We start from the raw sequence: 17,599 nt of genomic DNA, 5'->3' as shown, positions 1-17,599 counted from the left end.
GTGATTCGGGGAGCAAGTCCGCTCCGGGGAAGGCGGATTCGACGGTGACCGCGCGTCGATCGGCGGCCTTGATGTCCGGGCACGGCGTGCGGCAGGGGTTTCGGCGCGCGGGCGTAGGGATAACCCTCGATTGCCAACGAGTGCATGTCATGCCTAGGTCAACGGTGCGATCCTTCCTCCACCTGTAGGGCAGGTTGCCCCACGTCCTGCCCTCGGTCGCGTACCCGCACGCCCCTGCTCAGCTCTTCCCGGACAGCACATCCCGTCTGCCCGGTCTGTCGCCGGCCGCCGACCGCGGCCGAAGCAGTAGGAGTACGAGTGAGACGTTTCCCCCGTCAGGCGACCGCGGCCGGAGCCCTGGTGGCCACCGCCGCGTTCCTGGCCGTCGGTATACAGACGGTCCCGGCAGTCGCCAAGCCCGCCCCCCACACAACCCCCCTGCGCACCGGGGGACTTGAGGCCAAGCTCAGCCCGGCCCAGCACGCGGCGCTGCTGATGAAGGCATCGAAGCAGACCGCGGCGACCGCCGGCACCCTCGGCCTCGGCCCGAAGGAGAAGCTGGTCGTCAAGGACGTCGTCCAGGACAACGACGGCACCGTGCACACCCGTTACGAGCGCACCTACGCCGGCCTCCCGGTCCTCGGCGGCGACATCGTCGTCCACACCCCGCCCGCCTCGCAGGCCACCGGCACGGTCAGCACGACCTTCAACAACAAGCACACCATCAAGGTCGCCGCCACCACCGCGACGTTCACCAAGGCCGCCGCCGCGGCCAAGGCGCTCGGTGTGGCCAAGTCGCTCAAGGCGGAGAAGCCCGCCGCCGACAGCGCCCGCAAGGTCATCTGGGCCGGCACCGGAACCCCCAGGCTCGCCTGGGAGACCGTGGTCAGCGGCTTCCAGGACGACGGCACGCCCAGCAAGCTGCACGTCATCACGGACGCCACCACCGGCAAGGAACTGTCCCGGTACGAGGGCATCGAGACCGGCACCGGCAACACCCAGTACAGCGGATCGGTCACGCTGAACACCACGCTGTCCGGCTCGACGTACCAGCTCTACGACACCACGCGCGGTGGTCACAAGACGTACTCGCTGAACAACGGCACCTCCGGCACCGGCACCCTGATGACCGACTCCGACGACGTCTGGGGAACCGGCGCCGGCTCCAACACCCAGACCGCCGGCGCGGACGCCGCCTACGGCGCCCAGATGACCTGGGACTTCTACAAGAACACCTTCGGCCGCAGCGGCATCAAGAACGACGGTGTCGCCGCCTACTCGCGCGTCCACTACAGCTCGGCGTACGTCAACGCCTTCTGGGACGACAGCTGCTTCTGCATGACCTACGGCGACGGCACCAGCAGCACCCACGCGCTGACCTCGCTGGACGTCGCGGGCCACGAGATGAGCCACGGTGTCACCTCCAACACCGCCGGCCTGAACTACACCGGTGAGTCCGGCGGTCTGAACGAGGCGACCTCCGACATCTTCGGCACCGGCGTGGAGTTCTACGCCAACAACTCGACCGACGTGGGCGACTACCTCATCGGCGAGAAGATCGACATCAACGGCGACGGCTCGCCGCTGCGTTACATGGACAAGCCGAGCAAGGACGGCAGCTCCGCCGACAGCTGGTACTCCGGCGTCGGCAACCTGGACGTCCACTACTCCTCGGGCCCCGCGAACCACATGTTCTACCTGCTCTCCGAGGGCAGCGGCAGCAAGGTCATCAACGGCGTCACCTACAACAGCTCGACCTCGGACGGTGTGGCCGTCGCCGGTATCGGCCGGGCCGCGGCCCTGCAGATCTGGTACAAGGCGCTCACGACGTACATGACGTCGAGCACCAACTACGCGAGTGCCCGTACCGCCGCCCTGAACGCCGCGACGGCGCTGTACGGCTCCAGCTCCGCGCAGTACGCGGGCGTGGCGAACGCCTTCGCCGGCATCGCCGTCGGCAGCCACGTCACCCCGCCGACGAGCGGTGTGACCGTCACCAACCCGGGCAGCCAGTCCTCCACCGTCGGCACCGCGGTGAGCCTGCAGGTCTCGGCCAGCAGCACCAACAGCGGCTCCCTGACCTACGCCGCGTCCGGACTGCCGACCGGTCTGTCGATCAACAGCTCGACGGGCGCCATCACCGGCACGCCGACCACCGCGGGGACGTACAGCACGACCGTCACCGTGACGGACAGCACCGGCGCGACGGGCACCGCGTCCTTCACCTGGACGGTCAGTACCTCGGGCGGTGGTGGCACCTGCACCTCGGCGCAGCTGCTGGGCAACCCCGGCTTCGAGTCGGGCAACACGACCTGGACCGCGTCCAGCGGGGTCATCACGACGGACACCGGCGAGGCGGCCCACGGCGGCTCCTACAAGGCGTGGCTGAACGGCTACGGCTCCACCCACACCGACACGCTGTCCCAGTCGGTGGCCGTTCCCAGCGGCTGCAAGGCCACACTGACGTTCTACCTGCACATCGACACCGCCGAGACGACCACCAGCTCCGCGTACGACAAGCTGACGGTCACGGCAGGATCGACCACGCTGGCGACCTACTCCAACCTCAACAAGGCCACCGGCTACACGCAGAAGACGTTCGACCTGTCCTCCTTCGCCGGCACGACCGTCGCGCTCAAGTTCAGCGGCGTCGAGGACTCCTCGCTCCAGACCAGCTTCGTCGTGGATGACACCGCCCTGACGACCAGCTGACCGGCAGTACCCCACATCCCCCCACAACGGCAGCGGCGTGGGTCCTCCGCGAGGACGACCCACGCCGCTGGCGCCTTTTCCGGACCTACTCGAACCGGGAGGGGTCACCCGCGCCGAGCCGCACGAACTCGGGCTCGGCGCCGGAGAAGTCGATGACGGTCGTCGGCTCGGTGCCGCAGTCGCCGGAGTCGATGACGGCGTCCACCACGTGATCGAGCCGGTCCTTGATCTCCCAGCCCTGGGTCAGCGGCTTGTCCTCCTCCGGCAGGAGCAGGGTGCTCGACAGGAGCGGCTCGCCGAGTTCGGCCAGGATCGCCTGGGCGACGACATGGTCCGGGATCCGCACCCCGACGGTCTTCTTCTTCGGGTGCAGCAGCCGTCGCGGAGCCTCCTTCGTCGCCGGCAGGATGAAGGTGTAGCTGCCCGGAGTCGCCGCCTTCACCGTGCGGAAGACCGCGTTGTCGATCCGTACGAAGTGCCCGAGCTGCGCGAAGTCCTCGCACATCAGCGTGAAGTGGTGCCGCTCGTCGAGCTGGCGGATCGAACGGATGCGGTCGATCCCGTCCCGGTTGCCGAGCGCACAGCCCAGCGCGAAGCAGGAGTCCGTCGGGTAGACGATCAGCCCGCCGCTGCGGACGATCTCCACCACCTGGGTGATGATGCGCCGCTGCGGGTTCTCCGGGTGGACGTCGAAGTACTTGGCCATGTTTCGAGCTTAGGGGGTGATCCGGCTTTTACCCGGTCACGGCTATAGGAACCTCGACGCCGTCTCGCTACCCTCCGCCGCATGATTTCCACGGTGGTCTGGGGTACCGGCAATGTCGGCCGCGCGGCCATCCGCGCCGTCGACGCCCACCCGAAGCTCGAACTCGCGGCCGTGCTCGTCCACGACCCCGGCAAGATCGGCCGCGACGCGGGCGAGCTCGCCGGCCTCGACCACGGCCTCGGCGTCGCCGCGAGCGACGGCATCGACGCCGTCCTGGCCGCGGGCCCCGGAGCCGTGGTCTACGCGGCCACCGGCGACATCCGCCCCGACGAGGCCCTCGCCGACATCGGCAGGGCGGTCCGGGCCGGTGCGGTGGTCGTCACGCCCGCCCTCTACCCGCTCTACGACCAGCGCAGCGCCCCGCCGGAGTTCCGGGACCCCGTGCTCGCCGCCATCGCGGACGGTGGTGGCTCCCTGTTCGTCTCCGGAGTCGATCCCGGCTGGGGAAATGACGTCCTGCCGCTGATCGTCAGCGGTCTCGGCACCACGATCGACGCCATCCGCTGTCAGGAGATCTTCGACTACTCCACGTACGAACAGGAGGAATCCGTAAGGTACTTGATCGGCATGGGGCAGCCGATGGAGTACGAGCCCCTGATGCTCGCCCCGTCGATCCCCACCATGGTGTGGGGCGGCCAGATACGGCTCATGGCACGCGCTCTCGGCGTCGAACTCGACGACATCCGCGAGACGATGGAACGGCGCCCGCTCACGGACACGGTGAGCACCCGCACGATGGGCGAGTTCGCGGCCGGAACCCAGGGCGCCGTGCGCTTCGAGGTGAGGGGGATCGTCGGGGGAGAACCCCGGATCGTCATCGAGCACATCACCCGTATCCACGCGTCCTGCGCCCCGGACTGGCCGACGCCGCCCGACGGGGACGGCGCCCACCGCGTGATCATCGAGGGCCGCCCGCGCATCGAGGTCACCGTCGCGGCCACCGACGAGGGCGAGAACCGCTCCGCGGGCGGGAACGCCACCGCGGTCGGCCGCCTGGTCGGCGCCATCGACTGGCTGGTGGACGCGGAACCGGGGCTCTACGACGCACTCGACGTCCCGCTGCGCCCGGCAGTCGGCCGACTCGGAAGGAAGTGACCCATGACCCTGCACATCGACATTCCCGAGGGACAGGAACCGATCGGATACGTGTGGGGCGAGATGGTGCCCGGCATCGGCATGGCCGCCGCGAACTTCTCCCTTTCGGTGTACGAGCACACGACACTGGGCCTGCGCGAGTTCGAGGCCGCCCGCCTGCGCATCGCGCAGATCAACGGGTGCCTGTTCTGCCTCGACTGGCGTACGGAACGGGAGGGCCAAAAGGTCGAGGAGGAGTTCGCCGACGCGGTGACCGGGTGGCGTACCACCGACGTCTTCGACGGCCGGACACGACTGGCCGCCGAGTACGCCGAGCGGTACGCCCTGGACCACCACGGTCTGGACGAGGAGTTCTGGTCCCGGATGACCGCGCTCTACAGCCAGCGGGAGATCGTGGAGCTGACCATGAGTATCGGCTCGTGGCTGGCCTTCGGCCGGCTCAACCATGTGCTGGGCCTGGACACCGTGTGCGTGCTGCCGACCCATTGAGCAGAGCCGGGGCGCACGGCGAAGCCGCCCCACTGAGCGGATCCGGGCCGCACGGGCGACCCGGACTCGCTAGAGGTCGACGGCGATGATGTTCTCGATGTTCCGTTCGGCGAGGGCCGTGATGGTGACGAACGGGTTGACGCTGGTGTTGCCGGGAATCAGCGCGCCGTCGATGACGTACAGGCCCGAATAGCCCTTCAGACGGCCGTAGTTGTCGGTCGCCTTGTTGAGCACGGCGCCGCCGAGCGGGTGGTAGGTGAGGTGGTCGCCCCAGATCTTGTACACACCGAAGAGATCGGTGCGGTAGATCGTCCCCTCCTTCGCGTTGATCTTGTCGAAGATCGACTTGGCCATGTCGATGGCGGGCTGCTTCCAGGCGGTCTGCCAGTTGAGGTCGACGGAGCCGGTGGAGGCGTTCCAGGTGAACTGGGCGCGGTTCGGGTTCTTGGTGATGGACAGATAGAACGAGGCCCAGGTCTCGATGCCGGTGGGCAGCGGTGCCACCTCTGCGAAGGCGCCGCCCGCCGTCCAGTTGTCGATGCCGCCGCAGGGGATGCTGGCCTGGAGCGAGCCCGTCGGATCCCAGATCTGGTTCGCCCGGCCGCACATGACGTTGCCGTTGTCGCCCCAGCCCTGGCCGATCTCGCCGTTGAGGCCGGGCAGCGCGCCGGTCGCCTTGAGCTTGACCAGGAGCTTGCTGGTCCCGACGCTTCCGGCCGCGAAGAACACCCGGTCCGCGGTCACCGTCTTGGAGGCCGTGGCGTCGCCGTTGGTGTCGATCTGGTCGATCAGGACGGTGTAGCCGCCACCGGCCGCGGGGGAGACCGAAGTGACCTTGTGCAGCGGTGAGATGGTGACCCGGCCGGTGGCCGTGGCCTGGGCGAGATAGGTCTTCTGGAGCGACTTCTTGCCGTAGTTGTTGCCGTAGAGGATCTCCCCGGCGAGCGCGGACTTGGTGGCCGTGCCCGCGGCCTCCTGCTTCATGTAGTCCCAGTCGTACACGTCGGGCACGAAGACGAAGGGGAACCCGGAACGCTGGGCCTGCTTACGGCCGACCCGCGCGTACTGGTAGCAGTCGGTGGTGTCGAACCACGCCGGGTCGATGAGACCGGTGCCGAGCCCCGCGTTGGCGCGCGGGTAGTAGGTCGCGTACATCTCGTCGGCGTTCACCGACGGGAGGATCGCGCCGAAGTTCTCCCGCTTGGGGGTGACCGCCATGCCCCCGTTGACCAGCGATCCGCCGCCGACTCCGCGGCCCTGGTACACGATGATCTGGCCCATCTCCTCGGCGTCCAGGATCCCGGTGTAGCGGGGGATGTCCTTGTCGATGGGGAAGCCGAGGAAGTTGCTGAGAGGCTGTTTGGTCTTGGTCCGCAGCCAGTACGAACGCTGGTCCGGGCTGGTCGTGTTGGCGAAGATCTTGCCGTCCGAGCCCGGGGTGTCCCAGGCCATGCCCATCTCGACCATCTGCACGTCGACACCCGCCTGGGCGAGGCGCAGTGCGGCGACGGAGCCACCGTATCCGGTGCCGATCACCAGGACGGGGACGTGTGCTCCGGAAGGGATCGACGAGGCCGCCGTGGCGATCCGGGCCGGGGCCGCGACGGCGCGGCCGGCGAGGGACACTGCTCCAAGAATAGAACCTGTTCCAGCAATGAATCGTCGGCGCGAGACACCCCTGGAATCCTCGTTGTGCTGGTTGATGTCGCCCATGCGACACTCCTCACTCTCGATGAGTGGGAACAGGTTCTACTGTTACTGGCTTGTTAAGTCACTACATACCGGTTGGTAACTTGTGTCCGATCTTGGGGTGATCGGCGAGGTCTGATCCGCTTGCCCTTGACTTCACAAGACCCTCGCGCGACATTTCCTGACGCTGCATCAGAACCGGTACGGCGGGGGTCTGTCGGCTCCCGGAGCACGGAACCTCCTCACATTCCTTCGCCCCGCTGGAGCGCCCTGCCATGTCCCCGAGCGCGGACCCCGCCCGACGTACCGGCTCCCTCCCGGCCCCCGGCCCGTCACGGCGCCGGGTGCTCGGCGCGGCCACGGGCGCCTCTCTCGCGCTCGCCGCCGGAGCCGCCGGTGTCGCCGGTCCCGCCGCGGCGGCCGACCTGCCCCTGCTGGGCACGTACGACGTCGTCGTGATCGGTTCCGGAGCCGCGGGGATGACCGCGGCGCTGACCGTCGCGAAACACGGACTGAGCTGCGTCGTCCTGGAGAAGGCGGCCACCTTCGGCGGCTCCGCGGCACGCTCCGGCGCGGGCATCTGGATCCCCAACAACCCGGTGATCCTCGCCGCCGGTGTGCCCGACACCCCGGCGAAGGCCGCCGCCTACCTGGCGGCCGTGGTCGGCCCGGACGTCTCCGCCGCCCGCCAACAGGCCTTCCTCGGCAACGGACCGGCCATGATCTCCTTCGTCCTGGCCAACAGCCCGCTGCGCTTCCGCTGGATGGAGGGCTACAGCGACTACTACCCGGAGCTCCCCGGCGGCCTCCCGGGAGGCCGCTCCATGGAGCCCGACCAGCTCGACGGCACCATCCTCGGAGCCGAACTCGCGCACCTGAACCCCGCGTACATGGCGGTCCCGGCCGGGATGGTCGTCTTCAGCGCCGACTACAAGTGGCTCACCCTCGCCGCGGTGAGCGCGAAGGGCGCGGCCGTCGCCACCGAGTGCCTGGCCCGGGGCACCAACGCGGCGCTGCTCGGCCAGAAGCCGCTGACCATGGGCCAGTCGCTCGCCGCCGGGCTGCGCGCGGGCCTGCTCGCCGCCCAGGTCCCGGTGTGGCTGAACACCCCGCTGACCGACCTGTTCATGGAGAGCGGCGCCGTCACCGGCGCGGTGGTCACCCAGAACGGCGCGTCCGGCCTGGTGAGGGCGCGGCGCGGGGTCGTCGTCGGCTCCGGCGGCTTCGAGCACAACGCGGCCATGCGCGCCGAGTTCCAGCGGCAGCCCACCGGAACCGCCTGGACCGTGGGCGCCAAGGAGAACACCGGTGACGGCATCCAGGCGGGCCGGCGCGCGGGGGCGGCGCTCGACCTGATGGACGACGCGTGGTGGGGCCCGGCCATCCCGCTGCCCGACCAGCCCTACTTCTGCCTCGCCGAACGCACGCTGCCCGGCGGCCTGTTGGTCAACTCCGCCGGAGCGCGCTTCGTCAACGAGGCCGGGCCCTACAGCGACGTCGTGCACACCATGTACGACCGCGACCCGAGCGCTCCGGACATCCCGGCGTGGCTGGTCGTCGACCAGAACTACCGCAATCGCTACCTGTTCAAGGACGTCGCGCCGACCTTCCCGTTCCCCGACTCCTGGTACACCTCAGGCGCCGCGTACAAGGCGTGGACCCTGGACGACCTCGCCGGCCGGATCGGCGTCCCCGCGGCCGCCCTGCGCACGACCGTCAGCCGCTTCAACGGTCTGGCCCTGAGCGGCACGGACACGGACTTCCATCGCGGCGACAGCGTCTACGACCACTACTACACGGACCCCGCGGTCCTCCCCGATTCCTGTCTGACCCCGCTGTGGCTGCCGCCGTTCCACGCCTTCAGGATCGTCCCCGGCGACCTGGGCACCAAGGGCGGCCTGCGCACGGACGCCCGCGCCCGCGTCCTGCGCCCGGACGGCACGGTGATCCCCGGCCTGTACGCGGCGGGCAACGCGAGCGCCGCCGTCATGGGCCACAGCTACGCGGGCGCGGGCTCGACGATCGGCCCCGCGATGACGTTCGGGTACATCGCGGCCCTGGACATCGCGGCGACCTGACGGAGCGGGAGACACGGACGGAGGGCGGGGTCATGAACCCGCCCCGACCCCGCCCCGCCTCAAGCCATCAGTCACTCCTGCCGTTGCCGTCGCCGTCGCTGTCGCCGTTGGAATCGTGCTCGTCGCCCCGGAGACGTGGTGTCAGGACCAGGATCGACACGTCGTCGCGGATCGAGGGGCAGAACGCGACGAGGTCCTGCCACACACAGTCGATGAGCGTGTCCGACGGCTCCTCGGCGAAGGCGGCCAGCCGGTCCGGCAACGGATAGAAGACGCCGGTCTCGTCCCGGCTCTCACTCACGCCGTCCGACGCCAGGAACAGCCGATCGCCGGGCTCCAGGTCGACCGTGCGCCCGTGCGGTGGAGACAGCTCGAAGAATCCCAGCCCCAGCGGGGACCCCGGCTCGGTGTCGAGTTCGAGGGCCTTCGTGCCGCGCAACAGCAACGGGGAAGGGTGCCCGCAGGACACCAGCCGCACCGTATCGGCGCCGGGCGGGAACTCCAGGAGCAGCGCGGTGGCGAACAACTCGGCGTGATCGACCGCGGACGAGTCCACCACCAGCCTGCGGTCGAGCCGGGCCGCGGCCGCCTCCAGATCGCTCTGGTCCAGCACGGTTTCCCGGAACGCCCCGAGCAGCGAGGCGACCGTCCCCACGGCCGACAGCCCGTGTCCCTGTACGTCGCCCATCACGGCCCGTACTCCGAAAGGCCCGTCGCGTACGTCGAAGAAGTCGCCCCCGACCAGCGTCTCCCGTTGCGCGGCCCGGTACAGCCCCGCGCAGCGCACCGCGCCGACCCGTTCGGGGAGCGGCGGCAGGACGGCGAGCTGAACGGCCTCCGCCACCGACCGCACGGTGACCAGATGCGCGTCCCTGCGGCTGCGGACGAGGGACACGAACACGCTGAGCACGGAGATGAAGCAGATGGTGAGCAGGTCCGCGTTGCCCGGATGGTTGAGCTGCAGGGCGGGGATGGTCAGCAGAAATACGACGATCGCGCCGAAGGCGGCCGTCGCGAGGGGCCCGTAGGAGAGGACGGCCAGGGAGGGAATGGCGCCGAGCAGAAAGCCGATGTCCAGGGCGTGGCTGCTCGCGAGCTCAGCGACGCAGACCCCTACCAGCAGGACCGGCGGAAGCAGTCGCACCCAGCGCGGAGGGGGCGAGCCGCGCAGCCATCCCCGGTGGTCGTCCCGCTGACCGGGCGCGGCCTTCGTGGCCATGGCACTCCTCCTTCAGCCACCACGCTCCTCCATTCCGTGCCGCCGCGCATTCCGATCGGCCGCGCGCGGAGCCCCGCCACCACGGGGATGAGGTGACGGGGCTCCACAGGGCGGATGCCCCGTCGACGGCGGTTCATCCCACCGACGTCCTGGATGTGTCGACCGGCGGGTCGACCCTCGTGAGCCGGGGGCCGACCCTTCGAATCCCGGACGCACGGGTCCGGGGCGTGAGTTCGTCGGATCGGGTGAGCGACCAATCCGCCGGACCCGCGGATCCGGATTCCGACCGTGACGACAGGACAGAAGGATCCGCGTGCCCCCGCGACCTGGGTACGGAACGCGCTGGGCGCCCTCAGCGGCGTTCTCGCCGGCCTCGCGGCCCTCGCCGTCGCCCAGGTGGTGTCCGCGCTCGTACGACCCGAAGCGGGCCCGGTCGTGGCGGTGGGGGGCGCCGCGATCGACCGCACCCCGCCCGCGGTGAAGGACTGGGCGATCCGTCATTTCGGCACGAACGACAAGCTCGTGCTCCAGCTCGGCATCCTGGCCGTCCTCGCGCTGTTCGCCTGTGTGCTCGGGGTGCTCGCGGTGCGCCACCGCCGCGCCGGAGCAACGGGAGTGCTCCTCTTCGGTGTGATCGGCGGTGCCGCCGCGCTCGACCGTCCCGACTCGACGAGCTGGACCGACGCCCTGCCGTCGGTGGCCGGAGCCCTGTGCGGCGCACTGCTCCTGTACGCCCTGACCGGCAGGCTCGTCACGGCCCGGCCCAAGCCTTCCGCGCCGGACCGCGCGCCGGGTTCCGATCCGGCCGGGGACGACCCGTTGACGGCCGAGGGGACGGCGGACCCGGCCACCGCGTCGAGGTCTCGGGAGTCCGGCTGGGACCGGCGCGGCTTCATCGTGGCCGCGACGGCGGCTGCCGCCGCTTCGGCCGGGGCCGGGGCACTGGGCAGCTCGCTGAACGGCTCCCGTGGCCGGAACGCGGTGGCCTCCCGCGCGGATCTGGTGCTGCCCGCAGTGGCGTCCCCGGCCGCGCCGATTCCCCGCGGCGCGCAGGTTCGCGTGCCGGGCGTCAGCCCCTTCGTGACGGCGAACGCCGACTTCTACCGGGTGGACACCGCCCTGGTGGTTCCCAGAGTGGACGCCACCGGCTGGCGGCTGAGGATCCACGGCAAGGGCGTGACCCGCCCCATGACCCTGACCTTCGACGAACTGCTGCGGCGCGAGCTGATCGAGCGGGACATCACGCTCACCTGCGTGTCCAACGAGGTCGGCGGCCCCTACGTGGGCAACGCCCGCTGGATCGGAGTGCGCCTGGCGGACCTGCTCGCCGAGTGCGGGGTGCGGCCGCCGTCCCGGGGCGGTCCGGCCGATCAACTGGTGGCGCGCTCGGTCGACGGGATGACGATCGGCAGCCCCGTGGACGACGTGATGGACGGCCGTGACGCTCTGCTGGCCGTGGGGATGAACGGCCGGCCGCTCCCGTTCGAGCACGGTTTCCCGGTGCGGATGCTCGTACCGGGTCTGTACGGTTATGTGTCCGCGTGCAAGTGGATCAAGGACATCGAGCTGACCACCTTCGACGCGTACGACCCGTACTGGGTGCGGCGGAACTGGGCGCGCAGGGCACCGATCAAGACGCAGTCCCGTATCGACACGCCCAAGCCCTTCGCACGGCCCAAGGCGGGCACCGTCATGGTCGCCGGGGTCGCCTGGGCCCAGCACCGGGGGATCGACAGGGTCGAGGTGCGGGTCGACGACGGGCGCTGGCAGGAGGCTCGTCTGGCGGCCGAGGACACCGTCGACACCTGGCGGCAGTGGTCCTTCCCCTGGCGGGCCACCAGCGGCGGCCACACCCTCACGGTCCGGGCCACCGACCGCACCGGTCACGTACAGACCGAGAAACGCACCCGGACCATTCCGGACGGCGCCGACGGCCGGCACTCCGTGGTCGTCACCGTCGACTGAGGCGACTGAGGCGACTGAGGCGACCGAAGCCGACTGAACGCCGGGTCCGGTACGTCCAGCGGGTACGGCGGACCCGGGACGCTCAGCGCTCCTCCGTGGCCGCCGTGTGCAGATGGTCGAGCGCGTCGAGCACGACGGTGTGCCGGTGCCAGGAGAGCCAGCGGCCCACCATCAGGCCGGTGGCCTCCAGGGCGTGGAGCTGGGCGTGGGTGAACCCGGGCAGCGGCCGTTCGTGGTGGGAGGAGGCCATGCCGACCGGCACACCGGCCCGGTTGACCAGGGGCACGCTGTGGCAGGCCCGGCTGCCCGCCCCCAGGATGACGCGCCGGGAACCCTCGTCGAAGACATCGGCCGTCGCCACGTCACGGACGGTCACCTGTCGGCGGTCCTCCGCGGCCTGCGCGCACGACGTGGTGGGCGAGTCGACGAACGCGAAGAAACTCGTGAACTCGCGATCGAGACCCGAGTGCCGCACCATCCGCAGCCGCCCTCCCTCGGCGAGCTGGACATTGCCCATCCCCGTCTGGGTGATGTCCAGGACCCGGTGCAGGGCGGCGCTGAGCACTTCGCCCTGGTGGGTGCGATCGGCCCCGGCGGTCCGCAGACCGGGCAGCGGGGGAGGGGACGTCCGGGTGCCTTCCGCGGCGCGGGCCGGTCCGGCGGGGCTGTGCGGGGTCCGTACGACCGCGTCCGCCAGCGTGTGCAGTTTGATGTTGAACCGCTGCGACGCCTCGCGCAGCAGGGTGAAGGACACCTCGGGCGCGGGCAGCCGGTAACGCTCCATCAGCACGCCCTGGGCCAGCGATATCGCCGGGTGCGCGTGCAGACGCTCCTGAAGGTCGGCGTTGTGCCGGCGCAGCCGGACGATCTCGCGGCGCAGGCCGGCGGAGTCCGCGTCCGGCTCGGGGACACACCCGTCGATGGCGGGCGGGAGCTGTGACTCCTGACTCATGGTGCTCGGCATCCTCACTGACGGCGTCGGTCTCCATCGGCAGCCCGAACGCCCGGGGAAGGCGGAGCAGGCCGCCACCGCGGGGCCGGGGCGCGCGACCGCGCGGCCCGCGGACATCACGCGGTGCGTGCCTGCTTCCCAAGCACTGGCGCCGACTTTATCCCGGGGAGCCGTCCGCTCCGCAAGAGGTCCAGCCGAGATCCGGCCGAGCTCCGCACGACGGTCCCGCCCCGGCATCACGTCGTCCGGCCGGCGGGCCCGGGGAGGCCCGGCCCGCCGGCCCGGGGCATGGTGGAGGGGTGACAGGACTGGCCGTGCTGTTCGCGCTCCTCGGCGCCGCCAGCAATGCCATGGGCACGGCATTCCAGCGCAAGGCGGCCTCCCGGGTGGCCGAAGGCGGCGGACTGCGGCTCATTCTCCGGCTGGCCCGGCAGCCCCCGTGGCTCATCGGCATCGCCGGGGTGGCCGGGGCCGCGCTCTTCCAGGCACTGGCACTGGCGAACGGACCGCTGTCCCTGGTGCAGCCCCTGTTCATCCTGGAACTGCCCTTCGCCCTGATGATCGCCATCCCGGTGATGCACCGCCGTCTGTCCCGCGCGGGGTGGTGGGCCGTCGCCGGCGTGGTGGCCGGTCTCGGTCTCGTCCTCCTGTCGGCCGCTCCCTCGGGAGCACGGTCCGACGCCGCCATGGAGCGCTGGATCCCGGCGTTGATCCTGTGCCTGGGAACCGTGGCGGTCGCGGTCGTCGTCGCCCGTCCGGGCCGCCCGCCGCTGTTCCGCGCCGCCGTGCTGGGATCGGCGTCGGCCATCAGCAACGCGCTGACCGCCGCGCTCCTGAAATCGGCCGTGGGCACGCTCGACGACGAGGGGTTCGTCGCCTTCCTCGGCGTGTGGCAGACCTACGGATTCGTCGTGACCGGTATCGTCGCCGTCCTGCTCCTGGAGAACGCCCTGCAGGCGGGCCCCCTGGTCGCCTCGCAGCCCGCGCTGACCATCGGCGACGCGACGCTGAGCCTGGTGCTCGGCGTCACCCTCTTCGGCGAGACGATCCGCACCGGCTGGTGGCTGCTGCCCGAGCTGATCGGGGCCGGCATGGTCCTGTGGGGCGTCGTGCGGCTGACCAGGGTGGTACCGCACCTCGTGGACATGTCCCACTGACCCGCGATCGACCCGGCCCGCCCCGGCGCCGGAGCACGAACCGAAGCCGGTGCCGGAGCGACGTACCCGGACTGGCCGACACTCGCTCGCTTAGCGACTGCCGGGACTGGACAGACCAAGGTCGTGACGAGTGGGAGCGAGCACGTCCGGGAACTGGTCGCGCGGACACGGTACGTCCTCTTCGGTTTCGACGGGCCGATCTGCCAGCTGTTCTCCCGGCGCCCGGCGGAGGCCGTCGCGCGGGCCCAGGAGGAGTGGCTGAGGGAACGGGGCCTGTACGCGGCGCTCACCGAGGAGGAGCGCGGCCGCGGGGACCCGTACGACACGCTGGTGGCGGTGGCCGGGCGGCAGCCCGGCAGCGAGCTGGTGGCCGAACTGGAGGAGCGACTCACCCGCTTCGAGCTGCAGGCGTCTCGCACCGCGTTGCCGACGGCCTACGCGGATCCGCTGATCCACACCTGGGCGGCGGTCGGGGCGAAACTCGCCATAGCGACCGGCCATTCGGCCCGGACCGTCACCTCGTACCTGGACTCGAGAGGGCTCACCCCCCGCTTCGCTCCGCACATCTACGGCCGTTCCCCGGACCTGGGCCCGCCCGATCCGCGACCCGCGATCCTGGAACGAGCCCTGAACGGGATGGAGGCGGTGCCGGAGGCCTCGCTGATGATCGGCTGCACCCCCGCGGACCACGCGGCGGCACACCGGGCCGGTGTCCCCTTCCTCGGATACGCCCGCAACGACGTCAGAGCGAGCCTGCTGCGCGAGGCCGGGGTCCCCCCGCGGCTCGTCGTGGCCTCCCTGGAGCCGCTGCTGCGTGTCCTGCGCGAGCGTTCCTGAGCCGGTCACTCCGCCATACGAGGGGAATCCCGGCCGGAAACCCGTGTGCATGGATCGCCGGGACCGGGGCAGCAGCATCCTGAGACAGCTCGGGGGAGCTACCCCCCTGGCGAACCCGAGCTGCACGGCCCCGCAGGCAGTCACTCCCCCCGGCTGTCGGCGGGGCCTTTCGTGCGTTTCGCGGCCCGGACCCCGGCCGTCCCAGTCCTACTGGACCTGGATACCGACGATGCACGTGTCGTCGTCGGTGTCGGACCTGCTGTACGTCAGGAGCCGGTCGAGCTGGTGGTCCAGGGTCCTGGAGGTCGTACGGGCCGCGTTGAGCAGTTGGCGCAGCGACACCTCCACCGAACGGTCACGCCGTTCGATCAGGCCGTCGGTGTACATCAACAGCGTGTCGTGGACGGCCAGTTGCACTTCGTCCTCCTCGAACGTCGCCTCGGGGACGGCGCCGAGCAGGATGCCCTTGAGCAGCGGAAGCGGGTTGGCGTCCGCGTCCCGGACCAGAACGGGCGGCAGATGTCCGGCCCTGGCCCAGCGCAGAACGCGGCGACGCGGATCGTAGATCCCGCAGACCGCTGTGGCGGTGACCCCGCCCGTCAGATGGTGCGCCACGATGTTGAGCCACGACAGCAACTGGCCCGGCCCGGCGCCCGTCACGGCGAGTCCGCGCAGCGCGTTGCGCAGCACCACCATGCTGGTCGCCGCCTCGATCCCGTGACCGGCCACGTCCCCGACGCACAGCAGGACCAGGCCGGAGGGCAGGACGACGGCGTCGTACCAGTCCCCTCCGACGAGATGTTCGGTCTCCGCCGGCCGGTAGCGCACCGCCACGTCGAGACCAGGCGCCCGCAACGGCGCATGCGTCGGCGGCATGATCGCGTGCTGCAGCTGAAGGGTCAGCCGGTTGCGCTCGTGCGCCTGCTGTTCGGTGTGCGCGAGCTGGTCACGGGTGACGGCCAGCGCGACCTCGGTCCAGTACTGCGCCGAGATGTCCTGGTAGGCCCCGCGGACCACGAACAGCCGGTCGTCGGCGTCGAGCACCGGCTCGGCCACCATGCGGATGTGCCGGGTGACGCCGTCGGGACGCTGCAGCCGGAACGCGGCCGTGGCCGGCCGGCGATGGTGCAGGACCGTGCGCAGGAAGCGGCCGATGGTGACGGCGTCGTCCGGATGGGCGTGCGCGGCCAGTTCCTCCAGCGGCACGGGAGCGCCCGAGGGGGAGCGGCCGTACAGGTCGAAGAGCGTCTCGTTCCAGATCGTCTCGCCGGTGAGCAGGTTCTCCTCGAAACCGCCGATCCTGCCGAGCCGTTGGGCGTGCTGGAGGAGACTCGCCAGGCGCGCCGTCTCGTCCTCGATGCGCCATATGAGCAGCACGGTTCCGCCGTGCCGGCTGACGTTGATGTCGGCCACGGCCGACAGCGGCACCTGGTCCACCAGCGCCGTGAGGTCCATGCGCCGCGCCCGGAACGGTTCCCCGGTGGCGTAGACCCGTTCGATGCACTGGAAGAGGCCGCTTTCCCCGGCGACCAGCGGATAGGCCTCGAGGAGCAGCGCTCCGTGGACGGTGCCGCGGGGCCTGCCGGCCGGATCGAGGAAACGTCCGTTCACATGGCGGATACGGAAGTCCGCGAGCCGTCCCTGGTCGTCGAGATGGGGCACCAGGACCAGGGCGGGGTCGTGCAACCCGTCGACCAGGTCGATCAGTTCGGACACATCGCTCGTCCCGCGCACGTCATGGCATTCGCCGGGAAGGGAGTGGGTCTCCAGTGTGTGCGAGCACAGCTCCGCGAGCGCCTCGACCTGACGGACGACCTGCGGGGGCTGAGGTTCCAGGACGGACGGCCAGGCGATCTCCAGGACGCCGTGGATGCGGCCCCCGGAGCCGGCCGGTACGGCGACCCTTCCGCCGTCCGGATGGTCCGCGTGCCCGATGGACGGCAGTCCGGTGCTCGCCAGCGAGTCCGCCCACTGGGTCGTACGTTCGGACAGTGCGCGGCGGGCCATCGTCGCGACGCCCGGCGGGACGTAGCGCCACCGTCTGGCCTCGGCCGCCGAGAAACCGGCGCTGCCCGCCAGGGAGAGCGAACCGTCGGCGCCCGCCGCCCAGATGGCGACCGAGACGGCGCCGAGCGGGGTCAGCGCGTGCTGGAGCAGGGAATCGGCCACCGCCTGGGTGTCGTCGGCCGCCAGTGCGCCGCTCTCGGCCGCGCGCAGCCGCACGGCCGGGGCGTCGTCGTCGGGCGTGCGCTCCGCCGTGACGGAGAGGAAGGTGTTGGTCACCTCCGAAAGCCGGTCGTGCGCGGCCTGGTTGATGATCTCGACCGCGAGCTGGAGCTGCGGCACCTTGGCCTGTTCGGCCAACTCGGCGAGCTGGCGGGCGGCTTGTGCCGGCCCGCAGCCCAGCCGCTCGACCAGGATGCCCTTGGCCAGCTCGATCAGGGCCCGTCCGTCGGCCTCCACCTGGGCGGTCCGCACCTCGCGGCGCAGCCGCTCGACGGTGGCCGCCAGCCGGCCCACGGGAGACGTCCCGGCCGCGCCCGGGAGATCGCCCGACTGTTCGCCGTCCGCGACGGTGTCCCCGGAATCGGCGACGTCCGTCTCGGTTGACTCAGGAATGTTCACGGTGCGGCCGCCCCT

Annotated in this window: 12 protein-coding genes; 7 read left to right on the top strand and 5 right to left on the bottom strand. The window is 70.8% G+C overall.

The genetic code is table 11. The features are described from left to right. Positions 1 to 318: 318 nt before the first annotated feature. The gene (locus tag ACIQRL_RS25285; protein WP_401335355.1) at positions 319 to 2,712 is read left to right on the top strand and encodes a M4 family metallopeptidase; all 2,394 of its coding nucleotides are present in this window, start codon (positions 319 to 321) and stop codon (positions 2,710 to 2,712) included. A gap of 85 nt (positions 2,713 to 2,797) precedes the next feature. Here ACIQRL_RS25285 and ACIQRL_RS25280 read toward each other — a convergent pair whose 3' ends face one another. Next, positions 2,798 to 3,418, bottom strand: a complete 621-nt coding sequence (locus ACIQRL_RS25280; protein ID WP_401335352.1) for an L-threonylcarbamoyladenylate synthase — start codon at positions 3,416 to 3,418, stop codon at positions 2,798 to 2,800. A gap of 81 nt (positions 3,419 to 3,499) precedes the next feature. On the opposite strand from ACIQRL_RS25280, the gene ACIQRL_RS25275 reads away from it, so the two are divergent. Together ACIQRL_RS25275 and ACIQRL_RS25270 are read left to right on the top strand one after the other, a co-directional pair. Further along, complete coding sequence (locus tag ACIQRL_RS25275; RefSeq protein ID WP_401335349.1) at positions 3,500 to 4,573, top strand: dihydrodipicolinate reductase; 1,074 nt, start codon at positions 3,500 to 3,502, stop codon at positions 4,571 to 4,573. Between the two features lie 9 nt (positions 4,574 to 4,582). Further along, entirely contained in the window at positions 4,583 to 5,062 is a 480-nt protein-coding gene (locus tag ACIQRL_RS25270; RefSeq protein WP_401335538.1) for a carboxymuconolactone decarboxylase family protein, read from the top strand. A gap of 69 nt (positions 5,063 to 5,131) precedes the next feature. Here ACIQRL_RS25270 and ACIQRL_RS25265 read toward each other — a convergent pair whose 3' ends face one another. Then, entirely contained in the window at positions 5,132 to 6,775 is a 1,644-nt protein-coding gene (locus ACIQRL_RS25265; protein ID WP_401335346.1) for a GMC oxidoreductase, read from the bottom strand. Positions 6,776 to 7,026: 251 nt separating this feature from the next. Between ACIQRL_RS25265 and kstD the strand changes: the two genes are divergently transcribed. Continuing rightward, positions 7,027 to 8,829, top strand: coding sequence for a 3-oxosteroid 1-dehydrogenase (kstD, locus tag ACIQRL_RS25260; protein ID WP_401335343.1), 1,803 nt, complete (start codon positions 7,027 to 7,029; stop codon positions 8,827 to 8,829). 67 nt (positions 8,830 to 8,896) lie between these two features. On the opposite strand, the gene ACIQRL_RS25255 is transcribed toward kstD, so the two are convergent. Beyond that, entirely contained in the window at positions 8,897 to 10,048 is a 1,152-nt protein-coding gene (locus tag ACIQRL_RS25255) for a PP2C family protein-serine/threonine phosphatase (RefSeq protein ID WP_401335340.1), read from the bottom strand. 288 nt (positions 10,049 to 10,336) lie between these two features. Here ACIQRL_RS25255 and ACIQRL_RS25250 point away from each other — a divergent pair, with 288 nt between their 5' ends. Next, positions 10,337 to 12,013, top strand: a complete 1,677-nt coding sequence (locus tag ACIQRL_RS25250; RefSeq protein ID WP_401335338.1) for a sulfite oxidase — start codon at positions 10,337 to 10,339, stop codon at positions 12,011 to 12,013. An 82-nt stretch (positions 12,014 to 12,095) separates the two neighbouring features. On the opposite strand, the gene ACIQRL_RS25245 is transcribed toward ACIQRL_RS25250, so the two are convergent. Beyond that, the gene (locus ACIQRL_RS25245) at positions 12,096 to 12,965 is read right to left on the bottom strand and encodes an ANTAR domain-containing protein (RefSeq protein ID WP_401335335.1); all 870 of its coding nucleotides are present in this window, start codon (positions 12,963 to 12,965) and stop codon (positions 12,096 to 12,098) included. A gap of 299 nt (positions 12,966 to 13,264) precedes the next feature. Between ACIQRL_RS25245 and ACIQRL_RS25240 the strand changes: the two genes are divergently transcribed. Continuing rightward, complete coding sequence (locus ACIQRL_RS25240) at positions 13,265 to 14,122, top strand: DMT family transporter (RefSeq protein ID WP_401335333.1); 858 nt, start codon at positions 13,265 to 13,267, stop codon at positions 14,120 to 14,122. Between the two features lie 123 nt (positions 14,123 to 14,245). Further along, on the top strand, positions 14,246 to 14,959 hold the full coding sequence (locus ACIQRL_RS25235; protein ID WP_401335330.1) for an HAD family hydrolase: 714 nt from the start codon (positions 14,246 to 14,248) through the stop codon (positions 14,957 to 14,959). Between the two features lie 207 nt (positions 14,960 to 15,166). On the opposite strand, the gene ACIQRL_RS25230 is transcribed toward ACIQRL_RS25235, so the two are convergent. Continuing rightward, the gene (locus ACIQRL_RS25230; protein ID WP_401335327.1) at positions 15,167 to 17,584 is read right to left on the bottom strand and encodes a SpoIIE family protein phosphatase; all 2,418 of its coding nucleotides are present in this window, start codon (positions 17,582 to 17,584) and stop codon (positions 15,167 to 15,169) included. Positions 17,585 to 17,599: the final 15 nt, after the last annotated feature.

The organism is Streptomyces sp. NPDC091209, from assembly GCF_044757755.1.
GTDB lineage: Bacteria > Actinomycetota > Actinomycetes > Streptomycetales > Streptomycetaceae > Streptomyces.
Note: the sequence above shows the minus strand (reverse complement) of the source record. Positions and strands in the feature narration are given on the sequence as shown.